The 18958-nt window shown below is 73.1% G+C and carries 18 protein-coding genes; 11 read left to right on the forward strand and 7 right to left on the reverse strand.

Going from position 1 to position 18958, the window contains the following annotated elements; translation table 11 throughout:
* Positions 1-182: 182 nt before the first annotated feature.
* The 4 genes from ACFYP3_RS02270 to ACFYP3_RS02285 all read left to right on the forward strand — a co-directional run bounded on the left by ACFYP3_RS02270 (position 183) and on the right by ACFYP3_RS02285 (position 6428).
* Positions 183-1583, forward strand: a complete 1401-nt coding sequence (locus ACFYP3_RS02270) for a hypothetical protein (protein WP_388825386.1) — start codon at positions 183-185, stop codon at positions 1581-1583.
* 206 nt (positions 1584-1789) lie between these two features.
* Positions 1790-2650: an oxygenase MpaB family protein gene (locus ACFYP3_RS02275; RefSeq protein ID WP_388825389.1), complete on the forward strand. Its 861-nt coding sequence runs from the start codon at positions 1790-1792 to the stop codon at positions 2648-2650.
* A 26-nt stretch (positions 2651-2676) separates the two neighbouring features.
* Positions 2677-4866 (forward strand): tetratricopeptide repeat protein, encoded by a 2190-nt coding sequence (locus ACFYP3_RS02280; protein WP_388825392.1) that lies wholly within the window; start codon positions 2677-2679, stop codon positions 4864-4866.
* Positions 4863-6428: a phytoene desaturase family protein gene (locus tag ACFYP3_RS02285; protein ID WP_388825395.1), complete on the forward strand. Its 1566-nt coding sequence runs from the start codon at positions 4863-4865 to the stop codon at positions 6426-6428. The genes ACFYP3_RS02280 and ACFYP3_RS02285 overlap by 4 nt, the downstream gene beginning before the upstream one ends.
* A 25-nt stretch (positions 6429-6453) precedes the next feature.
* Here ACFYP3_RS02285 and ACFYP3_RS02290 read toward each other — a convergent pair whose 3' ends face one another.
* Positions 6454-6903: a nitroreductase family deazaflavin-dependent oxidoreductase gene (locus tag ACFYP3_RS02290; RefSeq protein WP_388825397.1), complete on the reverse strand. Its 450-nt coding sequence runs from the start codon at positions 6901-6903 to the stop codon at positions 6454-6456.
* A gap of 39 nt (positions 6904-6942) precedes the next feature.
* The gene (locus ACFYP3_RS02295; RefSeq protein WP_388825400.1) at positions 6943-8151 is read right to left on the reverse strand and encodes an FAD-dependent monooxygenase; all 1209 of its coding nucleotides are present in this window, start codon (positions 8149-8151) and stop codon (positions 6943-6945) included.
* 69 nt (positions 8152-8220) lie between these two features.
* On the opposite strand from ACFYP3_RS02295, the gene ACFYP3_RS02300 reads away from it, so the two are divergent.
* The 5 genes from ACFYP3_RS02300 to ACFYP3_RS02320 all read left to right on the forward strand — a co-directional run bounded on the left by ACFYP3_RS02300 (position 8221) and on the right by ACFYP3_RS02320 (position 11422).
* Entirely contained in the window at positions 8221-8871 is a 651-nt protein-coding gene (locus ACFYP3_RS02300) for a TetR/AcrR family transcriptional regulator (RefSeq protein ID WP_388825403.1), read from the forward strand.
* Between the two features lie 9 nt (positions 8872-8880).
* Complete coding sequence (locus ACFYP3_RS02305) at positions 8881-9258, forward strand: VOC family protein (RefSeq protein ID WP_388825406.1); 378 nt, start codon at positions 8881-8883, stop codon at positions 9256-9258.
* Between the two features lie 76 nt (positions 9259-9334).
* Positions 9335-9952, forward strand: coding sequence for a GNAT family N-acetyltransferase (locus ACFYP3_RS02310; protein ID WP_388825409.1), 618 nt, complete (start codon positions 9335-9337; stop codon positions 9950-9952).
* A gap of 160 nt (positions 9953-10112) precedes the next feature.
* Positions 10113-10757 carry a DNA alkylation repair protein gene (locus ACFYP3_RS02315; RefSeq protein WP_388826079.1) on the forward strand — a complete coding sequence of 215 codons (645 nt, stop codon included), beginning with the start codon at positions 10113-10115 and terminating at the stop codon, positions 10755-10757.
* Between the two features lie 110 nt (positions 10758-10867).
* On the forward strand, positions 10868-11422 hold the full coding sequence (locus ACFYP3_RS02320; RefSeq protein WP_388825411.1) for a GNAT family N-acetyltransferase: 555 nt from the start codon (positions 10868-10870) through the stop codon (positions 11420-11422).
* Between the two features lie 16 nt (positions 11423-11438).
* Here the strand turns inward: ACFYP3_RS02320 and ACFYP3_RS02325 are convergent, their stop codons facing one another.
* On the reverse strand, positions 11439-11606 hold the full coding sequence (locus tag ACFYP3_RS02325) for a hypothetical protein (RefSeq protein ID WP_388825413.1): 168 nt from the start codon (positions 11604-11606) through the stop codon (positions 11439-11441).
* 662 nt (positions 11607-12268) lie between these two features.
* Here ACFYP3_RS02325 and ACFYP3_RS02330 point away from each other — a divergent pair.
* Positions 12269-13321, forward strand: coding sequence for a hypothetical protein (locus tag ACFYP3_RS02330; RefSeq protein ID WP_388825415.1), 1053 nt, complete (start codon positions 12269-12271; stop codon positions 13319-13321).
* A 330-nt stretch (positions 13322-13651) separates the two neighbouring features.
* On the opposite strand, the gene ACFYP3_RS02335 is transcribed toward ACFYP3_RS02330, so the two are convergent.
* Positions 13652-14401: a ZIP family metal transporter gene (locus ACFYP3_RS02335; RefSeq protein ID WP_388825417.1), complete on the reverse strand. Its 750-nt coding sequence runs from the start codon at positions 14399-14401 to the stop codon at positions 13652-13654.
* A gap of 201 nt (positions 14402-14602) precedes the next feature.
* On the opposite strand from ACFYP3_RS02335, the gene ACFYP3_RS02340 reads away from it, so the two are divergent.
* Positions 14603-14944: an STAS domain-containing protein gene (locus ACFYP3_RS02340; protein WP_388825420.1), complete on the forward strand. Its 342-nt coding sequence runs from the start codon at positions 14603-14605 to the stop codon at positions 14942-14944.
* Between the two features lie 125 nt (positions 14945-15069).
* Here the strand turns inward: ACFYP3_RS02340 and ACFYP3_RS02345 are convergent, their stop codons facing one another.
* The 3 genes from ACFYP3_RS02345 to ACFYP3_RS02355 form a co-directional block, all read right to left on the reverse strand.
* Positions 15070-16263 carry a HEAT repeat domain-containing protein gene (locus tag ACFYP3_RS02345; protein ID WP_388825423.1) on the reverse strand — a complete coding sequence of 398 codons (1194 nt, stop codon included), beginning with the start codon at positions 16261-16263 and terminating at the stop codon, positions 15070-15072.
* Between the two features lie 202 nt (positions 16264-16465).
* Positions 16466-17215 (reverse strand): hypothetical protein, encoded by a 750-nt coding sequence (locus tag ACFYP3_RS02350; RefSeq protein WP_388825426.1) that lies wholly within the window; start codon positions 17213-17215, stop codon positions 16466-16468.
* Positions 17216-17347: 132 nt separating this feature from the next.
* Positions 17348-18817, reverse strand: a complete 1470-nt coding sequence (locus tag ACFYP3_RS02355; RefSeq protein ID WP_388825429.1) for a phosphatidylinositol-specific phospholipase C domain-containing protein — start codon at positions 18815-18817, stop codon at positions 17348-17350.
* Positions 18818-18958: the final 141 nt, after the last annotated feature.

Consider the following 18958-nt stretch of genomic DNA (forward strand, 5'->3'; position numbering starts at 1 on the left):
GGGGTCCTACGCTGCGCAGTGCGCAGGCCCCCGGGCAGTGCGCACCGCACCGCACCGCACCACACCGCACCGAACCGCTGTCGCGACCCCGAGCGCCGCCCGACAGCGCCCCGACCCGCCGGCGAGGCCTCGCCCCGACGGCGGGCCTGGCCCCGACCTCCGGCCGAAAGGTCTGCCTCCCGATGTCCCCACGCACCCCGTGCGGGTCCCCGCCCCGGACCCCCCGACGCCGCCACCCGCGCCGGGCGTTCCAGCTGGCCGCCGCCCTGCTCCTCGGCCTGATCGGCCTGCCCGTGGCCGCGGCCCCCGCCCGCGCCGACGCCGGGGACATCACCGAGTACCCGCTCCCCACGGCCGGCAGCTCTCCCGGCGACATCACCACGGGATCCGACGGGAACCTGTGGTTCACCGAGCAGGGCGTCCGGAAGATCGCCCGGATCACCCCCGCCGGACAGCTGACGGAGTACCTGCTGCCCGGCGTCGACAACAGCCCCCTCGGGATCACCGCCGGCCCCGACGGCAAGCTGTGGTTCACCGACACCGGCCACCGGATCGGGAACATCACCACGGCGGGTCTGATCACCGAGTACGACCTGCCCGCCGGCAGCGGCACACCGTTCGCCATCACCACGGGGCTCGACGGGAACCTCTGGTTCACCGAGGACCCCGGTGACCGGATCGGGCGGATCACCCCCACCGGGAAGATCACCGAATACCCGCTGCCGCATCCCGGCAGCGGCCCGGAGTCCCTCGTGACCGGGCCCGACGGGAACCTGTGGTTCACCGAGATCACCGGCAACCGGATCGGGAGGATCACCCCCCAGGGCAAGATCACCGAGTACCCGCTGCCCAACGCCGACAGCGGCCCGGACGTCATCACCGCCGGCCCCGACGGGAACCTGTGGTTCACGGAGCTCTTCGGCAACCGGATCGGCCGGATCAGCACGGCCGGGGTCGTCACCGAGTACACCCTGCCGGACGCCGACAGCGGTCCGGACGGGATCGCCGCCGGGCCCGACGGCAATCTGTGGTTCACCGAGCAGCTCACCGACGGGATCGGCCGGATCACCCCCGGCGGGGACTTCGCGCGCTACGCGCTGCCCCGTCGGGGCAGCCTCCCGATCCGGATCACCGCGGGACCGGACGCCCGCATGTGGTTCACCGAGATCGGCGGCGACCGCGTCGGACGGCTGGAGCTCGACGCCGGTCCGCCCCGGGCCGACCTGGCGGTCCGCCTGAGCGCACCGGCCTCCGTACGCGGCGGCGCCGAGTACGCGTACGACGTCACGGTGACCAACAAGGGGCCCTTCGCCGCCGCGGACCCGACCGTCATCCTGACCCTGCCGCGCGGGGTGCAGGTCACGGACGCGCCGCCGGGCGCCGACCGCCGCACTCCCGCTCCCACCCCGCTGACCTGGCGCGTCGACGCCCTGGGCGCCGGACAGCTGCGCGTCTTCCACGTCACGGTCCGAGCCCCCCAGCGCGGCGCCGTCACGGCCAGGGCCGCCGTCACCTCCCCGACTCGGGACCCGAACAGGAGGAACGACACCGATACGACCACCACCCGGATCCTCGGCCGCTGAGCGTGCGCACCCCCGACGGCGGCCCCGGATCGGTAGGCTGGGACCGCCGGGCGCCTGCGACGGGGAGGTACGGGATGGGTGACACCGCGACCGCACCGGAACCGGGCCCGGGAACCGCGCCGGAACCGGGACGACCCGCGCAGGAAGCGGAACGGGCGCCCGCGCCGGGACCCGGACCAGGGTCCGGAGCCGCAGCCGATCCGGGGTTGTACGGCCCGGCGTCCGTCACCTGGCACTGCCACGGCGACCCGATGATGTGGATCGCCGGCGTCCGGGCGCTCTACCTCCAGGCGCTCCACCCGCGCGCCGTCCGCGGCGTCATGGAGAACTCGGACTTCCGCCGGGACGCCTGGGGCCGGCTGCTGCGCACCGCCGACTTCGTCGGCACGCTCACCTACGGCACCACCGAGGCCGCCGAGCGCGCCGGCAGCCGGGTCCGCGCGATCCACCGCAAGCTCTCGGCCACCGATCCCCGCACCGGCGAACGCTTCCCCGTGGACGACCCCGCCCTGCTGCTGTGGATCCACTGCGCGCAGATCGACAGCTTCCTGCACGTCCTGCGCCGCTCGGGCGTCCGCCTCACCGCGGCCCAGGCCGACCGCTACGTCGACGAGAACCGCGTGAACGCCCGCCTCGTCGGCCTCGACCCGGCCGACGTGCCCGCGGACACCGCCGGGCTCGCCGCCTACTTCGAGCGGGTCCGCCCCGAGCTCGCCGCCGGCCCCGACGCGCACGCCGTGGACGACTTCCTGCGCGGCCCGCCGATCCACCCCCTCCTCGTGCCTGGCCGAAACCTGCTGTGGCGCCCCCTCGCCGACCTCGCGTACGGTTCCCTCCCCGGCTGGGCGCACCAGCTGTACGGGCGACCCGCACCGGCCCCGCGCAGCACCACCCGGCGCCTGAGCCTCACCGGACGCGTGTTGCGCAGCATTCCCGCAGGTCTGCGCTGGAAGCTGCCTCCAGGTCACATCTTGAAAGCGATGCGTCGCATGGGCCCCGGGAGCCGCCCCTCGCCGTACACACTGCGTACATCAGCGGCCATACTGGACCGGCCGGGGAGGGCGTAGCACGACAACGGGGGCGGCTTTAAGACATGGCGGAGTCCAGACTGATCCAGGGCCGGTACCGGTCGCTCGATCTGATCGGGCGCGGCGGCATGGGCGAGGTGTGGCGCGCCCGCGACGAATCGCTGGGCCGGCAGGTCGCGGTGAAGTGCCTCAAGCCGATCGGCGCCGAGCAGGACGCCCACTTCACCCAGGTGCTGCGCGAGCGGTTCCGGCGCGAGGCGCGCGTGGCCGCCTCCCTCCAGCACCGCGGTGTCACGGTCGTCCACGACTTCGGCGACGACAGCGCCGCCGGCGGCCCCCTCTACCTGGTCATGGAGCTCCTCGAAGGCCGCAACCTCAGCCAGCTCCTGGAGGACAACGAGACCCGCCCGCTCCCCGTGGACGTCGTCGTCGACATCGCCGAGCAGATGGCCGCCGCCCTCGGCTACACCCACGACCAGGGCGTCGTGCACCGCGACCTGAAGCCGGCCAACATCATGCGGCTCACCGACGGCACCGTGAAGATCTGCGACTTCGGCATCGCCCGCCTCGCCCACGACATCGGCTTCACGGCCAAGCTGACCGGCGGCGGCATGGCCATGGGCACCCCGCACTACATGTCGCCCGAGCAGATCGCCGGCGGCGAGGTCGACCACCGCAGCGACCTCTACTCCCTCGGCTGCGTCCTCTACGAGATCGCCACCGGGGCCCCGCCCTTCGACCTCGGCGACTCCTGGTCCGTGCTGGTCGGGCACCGCGACACCCCGCCCGTGCCGCTGCGCGAGCACCGCCCCGAACTGCCCGCCTCCTTCGAGCGGGTGGTCCTGGACCTGCTCGCCAAGCGCCCCGAGGACCGGCCCGCGGACGCCCGCCACGTGCACCGCCGGCTCGTCGAGGCCCGGTCGGGACCGGGCGGGCCGCCAGGGGCCCGTGCCCCGCTCCCGGCGTGGGCCCACGGGATGACCGCGGGCCGCAAGGCCGGGATCGACGCCCGCCCCGCGAGCGGCGAATGGGCGGTGCTCACCGGCTCCTGGACGGCCACCCGTCCCGGCGGCGGGCCGTCCGCGCTCCGTCCGAGCGGCGGGCACGCCGTCGTCCGCCCGTCCGGCGGCCAGCCCGTCGTCCGCCCCTCCGGCGGGCACTCCGTCGTCCGTCCGTCCGGCGGGCAGCCCGCCGTGGGTCCCGGCGTGCGCATCGTCCGGCCCGCGCCCGCCGAGGACCCCCGCCTGACCGTGGCGTACGGCGTCCCCCGCGGCCGCGGCCCTCGGGAGACCGGCCCCGATGCGCTCGCCGCCGGCCACACCCGGGCCTACGCCCTCAGCCGCGCGGGCCGGCCCGAGGAAGCCCTCGCCGTGTACACGGCCGTGGCCGAGGGACGCACGCGGGAACTCGGCCCGGACCACCCCGACACCCTCGCCGCCCGCCAGGAGACGGCGTACGAGCTGGGCCGGCTCGGCCGCCACCAGGAGGCGTACGACACCTACCGTGCGGTGCTCGTCGCCCGCGAACGGAGCACGGGCCGGCTCCACCCGGACACCCTGCGCTGCCGCCACAACCTGGCCTGCGCCCTCGGTGCGCTGGGTCGGTTCGCGGAGGCCCACGCCACCGCCGTCGCGGTCGCCGCCGACCGGGCGGCCGTCCTCGGCCCCGAGCACGCGGACACGCTGCTGACCCGGTACGAGGCGGCGTACGCGCTCGGCCGCCTGGAGCGCTGGCAGGAGGCCCTGGCCGGCTTCCACGAGGTCGCCGCCGTACGGGAGCGGGTGCTCGGCCGCGACCACCCCGACACCCTGGCCGCCCGCTACGAGGTCGGCATCGCGCTCGGCCGCACCGGCAACAGCGCCCAGGCCCTCGACCTGTTCCGGGCCCTGGTCCGCGACCGCACCCGCGCCTACGGCGCCGCCGATCCCGAGACCCTGCGCGCCCGGCACGTCCTCGGGGTCAACCTGGGCCGCCTGGAGCGCTGGGAGGAGGCGGTGGCCGAGGCCCGGCAGGTGGGGGCCGTACGGGCCGAGGCGCTCGGCGTCGAGCACCCGGACACCCTGGTCAGCCGCCGGGAACTCGCCGTCGGGCTCGGCCGGTTGGGCCGCTGGGACGAGGCCCTGCCCATCTACCGGGAACTCTCCGGCATCCGCGAACGGTCCCTCGGCGACGACCATCCCGACACGGCGTTGGCCCACGCCGACGAGGCCCACTGTCTGGAGCGGCTCGGCCAGGTGTGTTACCAAGAGCCATGACGACCTTCGGGCGGGACGTGTACGACGACGTGATCGTGGGCGGCGGGCACAACGGACTGGTCGCCGCCGCGTACCTGGCCAGGGCGGGCAGATCGGTCCTCGTCCTGGAACGGCTCGGGAACACGGGCGGAGCGGCGATCTCCAGCCGCCCCTTCACCGGCGTCGACGCCCGCCTCTCCCGCTACTCGTACCTCGTCTCACTGCTCCCGGCGAAGATCGTGCGCGACCTCGGCCTGCGGTTCGCGGTGCGCAGGCGGACGATCTCCTCCTACACGCCCGTCGAACGCGACGGCCGGCCCGGCGGACTGCTCGTCGGCGGCGGCGAGCAGCGCACCCGGGAGTCCTTCGCCCGGCTGACCGGTTCGGACCGGGAGTACGAGAGCTGGCGCGCCTTCTACGGGACCACCGGGGAGGTGGCGCGCAAGGTGTTCCCCAGCCTGACCGAGCCGCTGCCCACCCGTGCGGAGCTGCGGGCCCGGATCGACGACGAGGCCGCGTGGCGGATGCTGTTCGAGGAGCCGCTCGGGCGGGCGGTGGAGCGGTACTTCACCGACGACCTGGTCCGCGGGGTGGTCCTCACGGACGGGTTGATCGGCACGTTCGCGGACGCGCACGACCCCTCCCTCGCGCAGAACCGCTGCTTCCTCTACCACGTCATCGGCAGCGGGACGGGGGACTGGGACGTCCCGGTCGGCGGCATGGGCGCCCTGACGGACGCCCTCGCGGCCGCCGCGCGGGCCGCCGGGGCGGAGCTCGCCACCGGCCACGAGGTACTGCGGATCGACACGGACGGGACCGCTCCGGCCGAGGTGGTCTTCCGTACGGCCAGGGGGGAGGGCCGGGTGGTCGGCCGGACGGTGCTGGTGAACGCCTCACCGCGGGCGCTGGCCGAACTCCTCGGCGAGGAACCGCCGAGGGAGGCGCCCGAGGGCGCCCAGCTCAAGGTCAACATGCTGCTGCGCCGGCTGCCCCGGCTGCGGGACACCAGCGTGGACCCGCGTGAGGCCTTCGGCGGCACCTTCCACATCGCGGAGGGCTACGCCGAACTCGCGCGCGCCCACGCGGAGGCCGCGTCCGGCGAGCTGCCCTCCGTACCGCCGTCGGAGATCTACTGCCACTCGCTGACCGACCCGACGATCCTCGGACCCGACCTGGTGGAGCAGGGGTACCAGACACTGACCCTCTTCGGCCTGCACACCCCCGCCCGGCTGTTCGCGCACGACAGCCACCAGGCCCGGGAGGTGCTGCTGACCGCCACCCTCGCGCAGCTCGACGCGCACCTGGCCGAACCCCTCACCGACTGCCTCGCCTTCGACGCCGACGGCCGCCCGTGCATCGAGGCGAAGACCCCGCCGGACCTGGAGCGCGAACTGGGCCTGCCCGGCGGGCACATCTTCCACCGCGACCTGTCCTGGCCCTTCGCCGACTCGGGCGAGGGCGGCCGCTGGGGCGTGGAGACCGCCCACCGCAACGTACTGCTGTGCGGGGCGGGGGCGGTCCGGGGCGGCGGCGTCAGCGGGATCCCCGGACACAACGCGGCGATGGCGGTGCTGGGGCACTAGGCATGTCGTCCGGCCGGGGGGCCGTTTAGGCGATCGGCTCGATGACCACGATCGGGATCTCGCGGTCGGTCTTCGTCTGGTACTCGTCGTACGCGGGCCAGTGCTTCACCATCACCGCCCAGTACGCGGCGCGCTCCTCGGGGGTCGCGGTGCGGGCCGTGCCCTGGAGGATCTTGGGGCCGACCTGGATGCGGACCTCGGGGTGTTCGGTCAGGTTCCGGAACCAGAGCGGGTGCTCGGGGGCACCGCCCTTGGAGGCGACGAGCAGGTAGCGGCCGTCGGCCTCGCCGTAGATGAGGGGGGTGCGCACGGGCTTGCCCGAGACCCGGCCCACGGTGGTGAGCAGGAGGGTCTGGGTGCCGTTCCAGTCGTGGCCCTCGGAGCCGTTGGACGCCACGTACTGCTTGACGTGGTCAAGCTGCCAGCTTCCCGGCCGGGGGTCGGTCGGGTTGTCCCAGTCGATGGCGGTGGTCATGCGGTTTCGCCTGCCTTCGCGTTGAACGGTCAACGAATCTCACCAACGAGTGCCAACGCCCGCGGGCACGGTGTCCATTCCACCCGGGAGGGTGAATCCGTCGAAGAGGGCGTCCATCGCCCGGTGCGCGGCCCGGGCCGGGGTCGCGCGGACGGCGAGATCGCGGACGGCCACGGCGACCGGGTGGGTGAGGGCGGCGATCCGGCCCGCCCGGCGCGCGCGGACACGGATGGCGTCGGTCCGCGCGCAGCGGGCCGCGCTGTACGCGGCGAGAGCGGCCGGCACGTCCGTACCGCGCGCCCCGTCCAACAGGTGGGCGAGGACCGCGGCGTCCTCGACGGCCTGGCAGCCGCCCTGCCCGAGGTTGGGGGTCATCGCGTGCGCGGCGTCGCCGAGCCAGGCGAGGCGTCCGTGGTGGAAGCGGGGGAGCGGGGCCGCCAGGTCGTACAGGTCGTGCTGGAGCACGGCCGCCGGGTCGATCCGCTCCAGCAGGGCCGGGATCGGGTCGTGCCAGGTGCCGTAGCGGCGCAGCAGCTCGGCGCGGACGTCGGCGGGGCGGTGGCCCTCGGGGACGACGGCGGTGGCGTAGACGTACGTCCGGCCGTCGGCGAGCGGGACGACGCCGAAACGCTCGCCGCGGCCCCAGGTCTCGGCGGTGACCGCTTCGACGCGGCCCCCGGCGGCGGGCAGGACGGTGCGCCAGGCGGTCTCCCCGCTGTGACGGAGGCCGGGGTGGTCCGGGAAGTACCGGCGCCGCAGCGGGCTGTGGATGCCGTCGGCGGCCAACACCAGGTCGGCGCCGCCGAGGTCGCCGTCCGAGGTGCGGACCACGGGGGACCCGTCCGCATCGGCCACCGAGTCGACCGCGACGCCGTACCGGATCGTGCCGGCGGGGAGCGCGGCGGCCAGGGCGTCGGCGAGGGCCGAGCGGTGCACGGCGAGCGGCGGACCGCCGTAGCGGGCGGCGAGCGCCGCCGTGTCGGCGCGGCTCAGCCAGCGCCCGTCCGGGCGGCGCAGGCCCATCGCGGCGGGGACGGTCCGGCCCACGGCGCGGGTGACGTCGAAGCCGATGGCGTCGAAGGCGCGCAGGGCGTTGGGGGCGAGGACGATCCCGGCGCCGACGGCGGGCGGTCCCGGCGCCCGCTCGCAGACGGTGACCCGCCAGCCGCGTCGGTGCAGGGCCACGGCCGCGGTGAGCCCGCCGATCCCCGCGCCCGCCACGACCGCGTCACGCTGAAGTGCCGACATCACGCATCCCCTCTTTCCTCTACAGCTGTAGAGCCTGATGGCTTCACTCTACAGCTGTAGAGTGAGGGGATGTCCACCCCCTCCACGCCCTCCACGCCCGCCCCCCGTCGTCGGGGCGAGGGCGTCCCGGACCGCAGGACCCTGATCGCGGACACCGCGATCGGCCTCGTCGCCGCCTCCGGGCTCCGCGGGCTCACCCACCGTGCGGTCGACGGCGCGGCCGGGCTGCCCGCGGGCAGCACCTCGTACTACTTCCGTACGCGGACGGCGCTGATCGCCGCCTGCTACCAGCGGCTGGCCGAACTGGACCTCGGCGACGTCGCCGACCTCGGTGGTGGGGGCCCGCGCGTGCTCCCGGTGGCGGACCGGGACGAGGCCGCTGCCGCGCTGGCCGGACTGCTGTACCGCTGGCTGACGGTGGGGCGTGAGCGCCAGCTGGCCCGCTTCGAACTCAGCCTGGAGGCGGCCCGCAACCCCGCGCTGGACGCGGATTTCCTCCGGGCGGGGCAAGGGCCCCGGGCCCGGGCCGCGGGCATCCTCGCGGCCCTCGGGGCCGAACGGCCCGAGGAGGCGGCCGAGTTGCTGGTCGCCTGGACCGACGGGCTGCTGTACGACCGGCTGGCAGGCGCCCTCGCCCGCTCCCGCGTGGCCCCGGACCGGGCCGAACTGGCCGCCGTGGCACGCCGGATGATCGACGCCGTCCTCGCGCACCAGGGCTAGGATCCGGGCATGATCGCTGAACTGCAGTGCGTGGTCCTGGACTGTCCCGATCCGCAGGTGCTGGCCGAGTTCTACCGGTCCCTGCTGGGCGGGAACGTCAACCAGCCGGACCGGCGCTGGGCGGTCGACGAGAGCTGGGCGACGCTGCACGCGCCGTCGGGTCTGGTCCTCGCCTTCCAGCGGGCGACGGACCACCTGCCCCCGCGCCGGTCGGACCCCGCGCGGCCGCAGCAGTTCCACCTGGACTTCGGCGTGCCGGACCTCGACCGTGCGCAGGAGCAGGTGCTGGCGATCGGTGCGACGCTGCTCGAGGGGGACGCGGGCGGGCGCGGCTGGCGGATCTTCGCGGACCCGGCGGGGCACCCCTTCTGTCTGGTCCGCCACTAGCGGGTGGCGGGTGGCGGGGTCCGACAGGTCGGACCCCGCCTGCGGCGACCAAGATCATCAGATGCAGAATGTCCACATGCTGATACCGAACACGCTGAAGACGGCAGCGATCGACGATGCTGCGCTGATCGGCCGCTCCCTGGCCCGGGCTTTCGACGACGACCCGATGATGCGCTGGTTCTTCCCCAGCGACGCCTCGCGCGAGGCGTCGCTGGACAGCTACTTCAGCACGCTCTTCACCCGGCAGTACGTCTCCAACGCCGTGTGCGAGGTCACCGAGGCCGCCGCGGCCTTCTGGGTGCCCCCGGAGGCGCAGGCCAAGGCCGTTCCCGACGCGGAAACCATCCAGCGGCTGCGGGACATCCTCGGCGACCGCGCCGAGCTGTTCGGGGCCGCGGTCGAGGCGGCCGCGCAGCACACCCCCCAGGAACCGCACTGGTACCTCGCGGTGATCGGCGCCGACCCCGCCGCCCAGGGCACGGGCCAGGGAGCCGCACTGCTGCGCTCGGGCCTGGCCAAGGCCGACGCGGCCGGCCTGCCCGCCTGTCTGGAGTCCTCCAAGGCGTCCAACCTCCCCTTCTACGAGCACTTCGGCTTCGTGGTGCGCGAGGAGGTCCGGCTGCCCTGCGGCGGCCCGACCCTGTGGGCGATGCGCCGCGAACCGCGCCCCGCGTCCGACGCCGGGGCCGTGTGACGCACCGGGGCGGGCGGACCCGTCCGCGTGCGTACGTACGGCCGCTCGCCCCGGCCCACCCCGCGTCGTAGGCTGCATCCCGCACGGACGGACGGGAGGCCGAGATGGCCGAGACGGCGGTGACCGAGACGTGGTGACCGAGGTGACGGTGACCGAGGTGATGGCCGAGCTGGCCGCGCTCGAGGACCCGAAGGCCCGAGCGGTCAACGAGAAGCACGGTGACGACCACGGTGTGAACCTCGGCAGGCTGCGGGCGCTCGCGAAGCGGCTGAAGACGCAGCAGGACCTCGCGTGCCGGCTCTGGGAGACGGACGACACCGCGGCGAGGCTGCCGGCGATCCTGATCTGCCGCCCGAAGGCGTTCGAGCGCGACGAACTGGACGTCATGCTGCGCGGGGCGCGCGCCCCCAAGGTGCACGACTGGCTCGTGAACTACGTCGTGAAGAAGAGCCCGCACCAGGAAGAGCTGCGTCTGGCCTGGTCCGCGGACCCGGACCCGGTGGTCGCCAGTGCCGGCTGGGCGCTGACCACCGAACGCGTGGCGAAGAAGCCCGAGGGCCTCGACCTCGCGGGACTCCTCGACGTCATCGAGGCTCAGATGAAGGACGCCCCGGATCGACTCCAGTGGGCGATGAACCACTGCCTCGCGCGGATCGGCATCGAGCACCCCGAGTACCGCACCCGGGCCCTCGACATCGGTGAGCGCCTCGAAGTGCTCAAGGACTACCCGACTTCGGCGGGCTGCACCTCGCCGTTCGCGCCGATCTGGATCAACGAGATGGTGCGCCGGCAGGCCGCCGGGTGAAGGCCCGCCCGCACCGGCCCCCCAGGCCGGCGTGAGCCGCTGAATTCGGAGGCGGCGAACACCCGGCAGGGCGGATACTGCGGTTCCCGCAGACCCACCGAGGAGCTCCGATGATCACCTGGCGCCGGCTCGCCGAGCCCGATTTCCCGCAGCTGGGGACGTGGCTGGCGCAGCCGCACGTCGCGCGCTGGTGGAACCACGAGACCTCCCCGGAAGCCGTCACGCGCGACTTCGGACCCGCGGCCCGGGGGGAGGAGCCGGCCGAGGACCTGCTCGTCCTGCTCGACGGGGAACCGATCGGGCTCGTGCAGCGCTGCCGCCTCGCCGACTACCCGGAGTACCTGGCCGAGCTGGCGGCCGAGGTCGACGTGCCCGACGGCGCGGTGACGATCGACTACCTGATCGGCGATCCCGGCACCGCCGGCCGGGGACACGGCACGCGCATGATCCAGGCGGTCGTCGAGGCGACCTGGAGCGACCATCCCGACGCCACGGCGATCATCGTCCCGGTACAGGCCGCCAACCGGGCCTCCTGGCGGGCGCTGGAGAAGGCGGGCCTGCAGCGGGTCGCCGAGGCCTCCCTGGAACCCGACAACCCCGTCGACGACCGCACCCACTTCGTCTACCGCACGAACCGCCCGCCCCACGCGACGCCCGCCGCATAGGGGTAGAGCGTGCCGCTCACCCCGAGGAGGGAGCGGCGTCTTCGAGCGGGGGCTGGCCGAGATTCTCCCCGAGGTCCTCCCAGGCGGTGACCCGGTAGGCGATCTGCGGGTCGCCGTCAGCCATCTCTCGCGCGTCGGCCTGCAGGGCCTCCTGCTCGGCCGGGTCGAAGACGATCCGGATCACGGCGTCAAGTCGTACACGACCGGAACCCGTAAGGCGATGAGGTGGCGGGGCCACCCGGTCCGCTGGGCATCATGCGGCGGACGGAAAAGAAAGCGGCCGGCGCCCACTTCCGCCGAGGCGGGTGGCAAGGGCGCCGGCCTACCGAAAACACACACTCCGGGAGACCCGAGAGGCGTATCTCGCCTCCAAGTGTATTCGTACGGCGTGGTGTTGCTGCCCCACTCCACCTGCCGGCAGTGATGTAAGGCAGGTACTGTTTTCTTGTTGGTGATGGCAGCCCGCGGCACCGAGCCCACCCCCCGCCTCGATGAGCGGGTGGAGCGGGCGTCTGCGTCGGGCTGCGGGAGGGGGACGTGCTGGAGAAAGACACGGGACCTCCAGGGTGTCGGCGCGAAGGCGGTGGCGGCGCGCAGCCGGATGCCGACGGTTTCGTCCGGGCCGGCGGCGAGTCCGGGGATCGCCGGCACGGCCGCGGCGGGAACGGCGGCGACGCCGGCCTGGGCCAGGAGCTCAGCGAGCCGTGGGAGTTCGGCCGCGGCGGCGGTGGTCGGCCAGGCGGGTACGACGCCCCTGTGCAACCCCCACGGCCTGCCCGACCCAACGACCGACTGACGACCCCTCCGGCGCCACGAGCGCCCCGCCCCGTGATGAAGGAGAAGAACGTGATCCGCGCCGGACGCCTGCAGTACGTCCAGACCATGTCCGACCTGGCCGACGCCCTCGGCAAGAAGCTCACCACGATCCGAAACCAGAAGCCCTACGCCGCGCAGGGCCACCCGGCGCCGATCAGCTCGCCCGACGCCCGCAATCAGCTCTGGGACTCTGAGCAGACCACGGCCTACTACGCGGGCGAGCCCATCCCCGAGCTGCCCCAGGTTGACGACGACGAGGACCTCCTGGACCGCCACGAGGCTGCCGAACTCCTCCACATCGCCCCCGTGACCTGGAACACCTACAAGAGGACCTCGGGCCTGGCCGCGGGCATGGTCCTCGTGCCCGCCGGACCCAAGGGCACCGAGCACTGGCCCCGCCGCCTGGTCCTCGCGTACAAGAACAACCGGCCCGGCCGCGGCGCCGGCGGCGGCCGCCGCGAGGGCAGCGGCGACATGATCCCCCGCGACGAGATCCTCTCGCGGATCGCCGAGCTCCTGGACGCCGACCCCGCCGTCACCGTCGAGACCGTCTCCGACACCCTCGGCATCACCAAGTTCCCCACCGCGCAGTCCGGTCTGGCCACCCTGCGCGGCCAGCGCATCGCCGACCTCATCGAGCAGCAGCCCGGCCTCGACCTGAAGGACGCCGCTCTCCAGCTGGGCTACCCCGCCATCACCCACCGCGCCGCCGTCGCGTTCGCCGAGTGCGAGCTCCGCGCCCGCAGTGCCCAGCCCTACCTGCAGCACACCGCCGACGTCTTGGCCGCCGCCGGCGTCGCCCAGCAGGCACAGGTGGAGCTGCGCCAGCTCGACGGAGGCGCCATGGCCGCCGCCGTGCTGCTCGACACCGACCAGCCGGCCGCGGCCGCGGTGTGGGACTCCCGCTACGGCTGGCGCACTTCGACCAGCCGCCGACACCCCATCGGCAAGGACACCTGCACCCCGCCCGAGGGCGAGGGGATCCGCTACCTGGGCAGCGGGCTGCAACCCGAGCCCGAAGAACTCCTCGCCGCGCTGCGCGACGGCCGCAAGGGCACCAAGCGCCCTCACACCAGGCCCTGAACCGGGCCGGCCGCCTGTGGCAGCCGGGTCCGGGCGGCGGCGGTGGTCGACCAGATGCGCAGCGCCCCGGTCTTGCCGTTGCCGGAAGCGGTGATCGAGCGGGTCGAGGCGCTCCAAGCCGGCGCGGGGGCCTCTTCGGGGGCGCCGGCCTCGTCGGCGCCTGGCCGCCCAGGCCTGGCCGCCGACGCGATCGCGGCTCTGGCCTGGTCCTGCCGCTGTGGTCATCGGCCCTGATCATCGGCGCCGTAGGGGGTCTGCCTGTGCAGGACTTCCGCTCGTTCCCGGGGAGGCGACCATGCGCGGGCGTGCAGGACGACGCCCGGTTGCACGCTAGAGGTGGGCCAGGGCGAACGCGGACAGAAACCCGACCACCGTGACCAGTCCCGTCAGCAGGTGCACCTTGCTGTAGGCCTCGGGGATCATCGTGTCCGCGATCATGGCGAGGATCGCCCCGCCCGCCACTGCCGTGATCATCGCCATCACCGCCTCGGAGGCCCCGCCGAGCAGCGCGTACCCGGCGAGTGCCGCCAAGCCGCTGATCAGCGCGATGCCGCCCCACAGGGTGAAGACGTAGCGTCGGCTGCGGCCGGCGCTGCGCATGCCGGCGGCGCTGGCCAGGCCCTCGGGCAGGTTGCTGATGAACACCGCTGCCACCGTGGCAGTGCCGAGGTGGCCGCCGCCCAGGAGGCTCGTACCGATCACCACGGACTCCGGCACCCCGTCGAGCAGCGCGCCCAGCGCGATGGCGTTGCCCGAACCGGGCGTCTCGGACTCCGACGGCTGCTGCTGCCCGGAGCGCTTGCGGTGCTGAGCGCCGCGCCGCGCCAGCAGCGCGTTCGCCCCCGAGTACACCGCGGCCCCGCCGACCGCACCCAGGACGACGGGCGCGATGCCGGAGCGCTCGTACGCCTCGGCGATCAGCTCGAAGGACACCGCGGAGAGCAGCACGCCGCTGCCGAACGCCATGACGAGCGCGATCCAGCGGGGCGGGACCCGCACGAGCAAGCCAACGGCGGCGCCGACCAGCAGCGCCGCGCCCGCGAAGAGGCCCCACCCACCCGCAACCAGCGCTCCCACCACAAGATCCCCTTTCCACCAGCTGTCAGATGCTGCGCATGTACCCGCCGAGCCGGGCCGCAACGGCGTGGGGCGGCTCGAGTCCGCTACGCCGACGGTCGCGGCGAGCGGCGGGAAAGCGTGTGCCGCTGCGTCCGTCCGGGCAGCATGGGGCGGGGCCCCCGCGACGCGAGGGCGAGTCGACGGTCGGGTGGGGAGATGAAGATGAGCCGGGCACGTGTAGTGGTGCAGCCCGACGCGGGGAGAACTCGCCTGGTGGTGTGTGAGGGTGAGCTCGACGCAGACACATCCGTGCCCCTGGCGGATGCCGGCGAGGCCGCCGTGAGCGATCCGGCGGTGCAGCGCATCGTCCTGGACATGTCGGGCGTGACCTTCGCCGATTCGTCCCTGCTCAACATCCTGCTCCGGATCCACCGCAGCGGCCGCCTGGTGGTGGCCGGCCCCCTCCACCACAGGCTCGTCGCTCTGCTGGAGCTCACCGGCGCCCACACGGTCCTGACCATCACCGACAGTCTGGCCGCAGCGCGCACGCACCCGCTGGGCTGACGGGCCCGCGCGGCCCGGCACGGACGCCGACCTGGATGGCAGATGAGCCGGAGCCGGGAACGCGCGATCGCCGAGCATCCTCAGCTGGGGAGCGCCAGGGGTGCACCGTGTGGTGGCGGGCAAGGTCACAGCAACGCAGCGATGCCCTCTCGGTTGTCGGGCAGCCTGGCTGCACGGAACCACAGCACGTTCCTGCCGATGCCGCCCGTCGCCTCGTCGGTGTCCACGAATGCCCGCAGCAGGTCGCGTTGGGCAGAGGAGAGCGGGTGGGCCGGGTCGTAGCCACCGGCAAAGGCTCTGAGCAGGATCGGCCCGCGCTCGAAGTCGACGACCGACGTGCCCCGCGCGGCCACGATGGCGACCGCCACCGGTGCCACCTCTTCAAAGGTTTCGGCCAGGGCGAGCGCGGAGCGCAGCACGGTGAACCGGAACCACCCGTCGAGCCCGGGCAGAGGCTCGGGGAACCATCCGTCCGTCGTCTGCGGGTCCCGAAGGGCGTCGAGGAGAACGGCGAGAGCGCGCGGCCGATCGACTTGGGCGGGCCCGAGCGCAGCGCAGACCCGCACAGCCGGGTCGGAGTCGGTGAGCAGGTCGGAGGTGTTCATCCCCCACATGCCGAGCGCCCGCGCCACACTCGCTCGCTCCCGTCGCCCCGAAGCGGTGCCCAGACGTGCCCGCAGCAGCGTGGCGGCCTGCGGCACCCGGTCGGCGAGCCCCGGCGCGGCGAGGAGCGGCAGTGCGGCGCCGAGCGCGGCCTCTCGGACGTGGGGATCGGGAGAGGAGAGGAACGGTTCGACGGCGTCGTACAAGGCGGGGCGTATCTCCCGGCACGCGTGCAGTGCGGCGAGCTCGTCCGGGTCGTGCTCGCGTCGTGTCCCGTCATGCCAGGGCTCCCACTGCCAGTCGGTCCGGTCGCGCACGGGGTCCTCCCCATAGGCGGCCGACTCGGCAACTTGTCCCAGCCAGACGAGCAGGGCGGCCCGCAGGCTCCGCGGCGGGCCGCCGTCCCACGGGAAGTGCCCCTCGTGCTCGGCGAGGGCCATGCGATGGTCGAGGATCGCGGCGACGAACAGCGCCGCGGGCGCGGTGACGGTGTACAGCGAGCCCTGGTGCAGCACGCCCATGTCCAGCGCGGCCAACGCCTCGGAGCGAACCTCGGGATCTTCGTCCACGAGGGAGCACAGCGAGACGGGTATGTCCTCGCCGGAGCCGTAGGCGTGCTGGAGAGACTCCCAGTTCGTCCCGCACAGCACAGCCTGGGCGGCCGCCGGCAATCCGCCCAGGGTCCGCGTCATCCGGGCAAGCTCGTCATCCGTCATCCCCGCAGCCTGTCAGCCCCCACTGACAACGCCCGCTTCTCGGAAGAGGGAAGGAGCTCCACACGTGTGGGCCTCACCTTGTCGGCCACTACGGAACGGCTCTCGTGCGAGGCCTGAAGGATCAGTGCGGTGCGGCGGGTGTTGCCGCGGATCGTGGAGGGCGCCAGTGGCCGGCTGGGGGGCATCGACGACTTCCGCGCCGTCACCCGCGCGGAACTCCACACCGTCCTACGGACGTCCCCAAAGCCGATGCCACCCAGCTCTCGGAAGGCGGTGCGTCCTGGGCCGTTGCGTTCACCAGCCACGAACCGTTCCACTCGACGTTCCACACGTCGCCGAGCGAGTTCTCGAACTCCACGAAACTCCCTGGAGCACCTTCGAGCAGCCCGAGCTCCCTCAACAGCACGTCCTGCGTGGAGAATCCGCGGGATGTGCCCACACTGCCGCCCTTGGTCCTGGTGTTCTCGTATCGCATCCGCAGGTAGGGGGCCGGGGGCCTGGAGACGATCGTCGGCCGCAGCATGCGCTTGAATCGAAGGACCGCTTCCTCCAAGGTCTCGTCCCCGCGGAACTCGCACTGGTAGGCCGGGAAGACTGCTGAGACGACCTCGTTCAGGGCATCGTTCCGGCCCTGGTGATAGCCGTGCACGGGCGGTGAAGCGGCTGCCACCGAGTCGAAGCGGTAGGTCCCGTACGAGAATCCGGTAGCCGTCGTGAGCGGTGCGGCGCCAGGTCCGCGCCCGAGGCTGCGCTGTCTCGCGAACGCGAGGACGGCCCTTGCCAAGCCTTCGTCGTGCACGTCGAGCGAGTTCATCTGATAGGCCCAGCCTCCGTCGGCGTCCACGGCCAGGGAGAACATGAAGCGCGACATGGGCGACCATCGCCAGGCCGAGGGAAGGCCCGGTACCTCCGCGGCGTTCCCGATCTCCGCGACGGCCTGCTCGATGTTCATGTCCCCATCTTCTCCGCACGACCTCCGAACTCTCGACACGGTGCCGCGGCGGTCCGACGCGGGAACGGCCCGGTCCGGCGCCGCTCTTTTCCGGTGCCGGACCGGGCCGTTCGGTCGTGCGTCGGTCCGTGGTCAGCGCTTGGGGCAGGCGGCCTGGGTGACCTTGCCGGCCTTGGCCGTCGACGTGCCGGGGTCCAGGGTCAGGCACTTGCCGGTCCACTGGTTGATGAAGTAGTAGCCGTGCGACTGGCCGTTGCTGTCGGTGTTGGTCGGCATGACGTTCCACAGCTGGCTGCCGGAGAACCACTTGGTCTCGCAGGGCCACCAGAAGAGCTGCGTGCCGTCGCCGGGCGGGGTCCCGTTGTTGTACGGCACGGTCAGGCAGGAGCCGTTGCCCGCCTTGATCCAGTAGTGGCCCTTGCAGTCATAGTTCGGCTTGGTGGCCGTCCACTGGTGGCTGCTGGGCGCCGGGTTCGCGCAGGCCCGCTGCGTGACGAGGCCGCCGGAGCCGTCGGGGAACTCGTCGCCGCGCACCATGCAGCGGTTGGTGCCGTAGGTGCTGACGTACTGCTTGGCGGCGTTGACGGTCCACACCGCCGGGTCGGGCTCGAAGACGTAGTTGTCGCGGTTGAGTTCGTCGACCACCGACACGGGCGTGAGGCCCGACTTGTCGGAGATCTGGTAGTGGTCCACCGCGACGAAGTTCGGGTTGCGGCCGCCCGCGGCGGGCCGGCACGACTTCTCGATCCGGCTCTTAAGCTGGGTGCCGTTGTCGATCTTGGCGTAGGCCTTCGGGTCGAGGTTGTCCGAACTGAACTGGTTCATGGTGAACAGCGGGGTGAGGCCGGTCGTCCCCGGCATCGGGTTCGTGTCCAGCCGATTGTCGTTGCGCGACTCACAGCCGAACGGCTGACCCTGGCCGTAGCTGTACCGGTTCTCCACGGTGTGCGACCAGGTGTTCATCAGCGTGCCGGAGCCGGCGGCCACGTCGCCCCAGCTGTCCTGGAAGATCACCAGGCGCTGGTTGGCGGAGACCATGTCCTTCAGCCGCGGCCAGTTGCTGCTGAAGATGCCCCAGTCGTTCTGGTCGAAGAGCATCTTGCCGGCGCCCTTGGCGTCCAGCAGGTCGGTGATGGACTTGCTGAGCGTCTCGCGGCTCGCGTAGTTCTCCAGGAAGATCGTCACCACCTCCTGCGGGTTCTTCTGCAGGAAGTTCACCACGGTCAGCAACGCGGAGTTGAACTGCTCGTAGCACAGGGACGTGCCGCCGTGGCAGAGCTCGACGGGACCTGTGCCCTTGGGGTCGTACGTGTCGAGCATCAGCCCGCGCACTCCGCCGTCGAGCTGCTCCTTGATGCTCTGCGACTGGTTCGGCGGGACCGGCCAGTTCACGTCGGTGTTGGCGTAGGCGTTGTGCGAGGTCACGAACGACCACTGGTGGTAGCGCGCGTTCCCGTACTTGCTGCTTGCCGCCACCGCCCCTGTGGGAGCCGTCAGTGCCGAGGCCAGGACGAGGAGCACGAGCGCGGGCAGGGCGAGCAGGCGCAGCAGGCGAGCATGGCGGTCGGCGCCCGGACGGGACGCGGTACCACTGGTTCTCATGTGTCATTCCCCTGGTAGAAGCAGCCGCCGGCGACCGCGGTCACGGTACGGCGGCGACCGGGTGTACGAAGGTGCTCCGGGCCCGGTGCGCAGCCGCACACGAGGGCGCGGGCGGAGCGGCGTCGGGCGGGCCACCGGCGG

Source organism: Streptomyces sp. NPDC005533 (genome assembly GCF_042871845.1).
GTDB lineage: Bacteria > Actinomycetota > Actinomycetes > Streptomycetales > Streptomycetaceae > Streptomyces.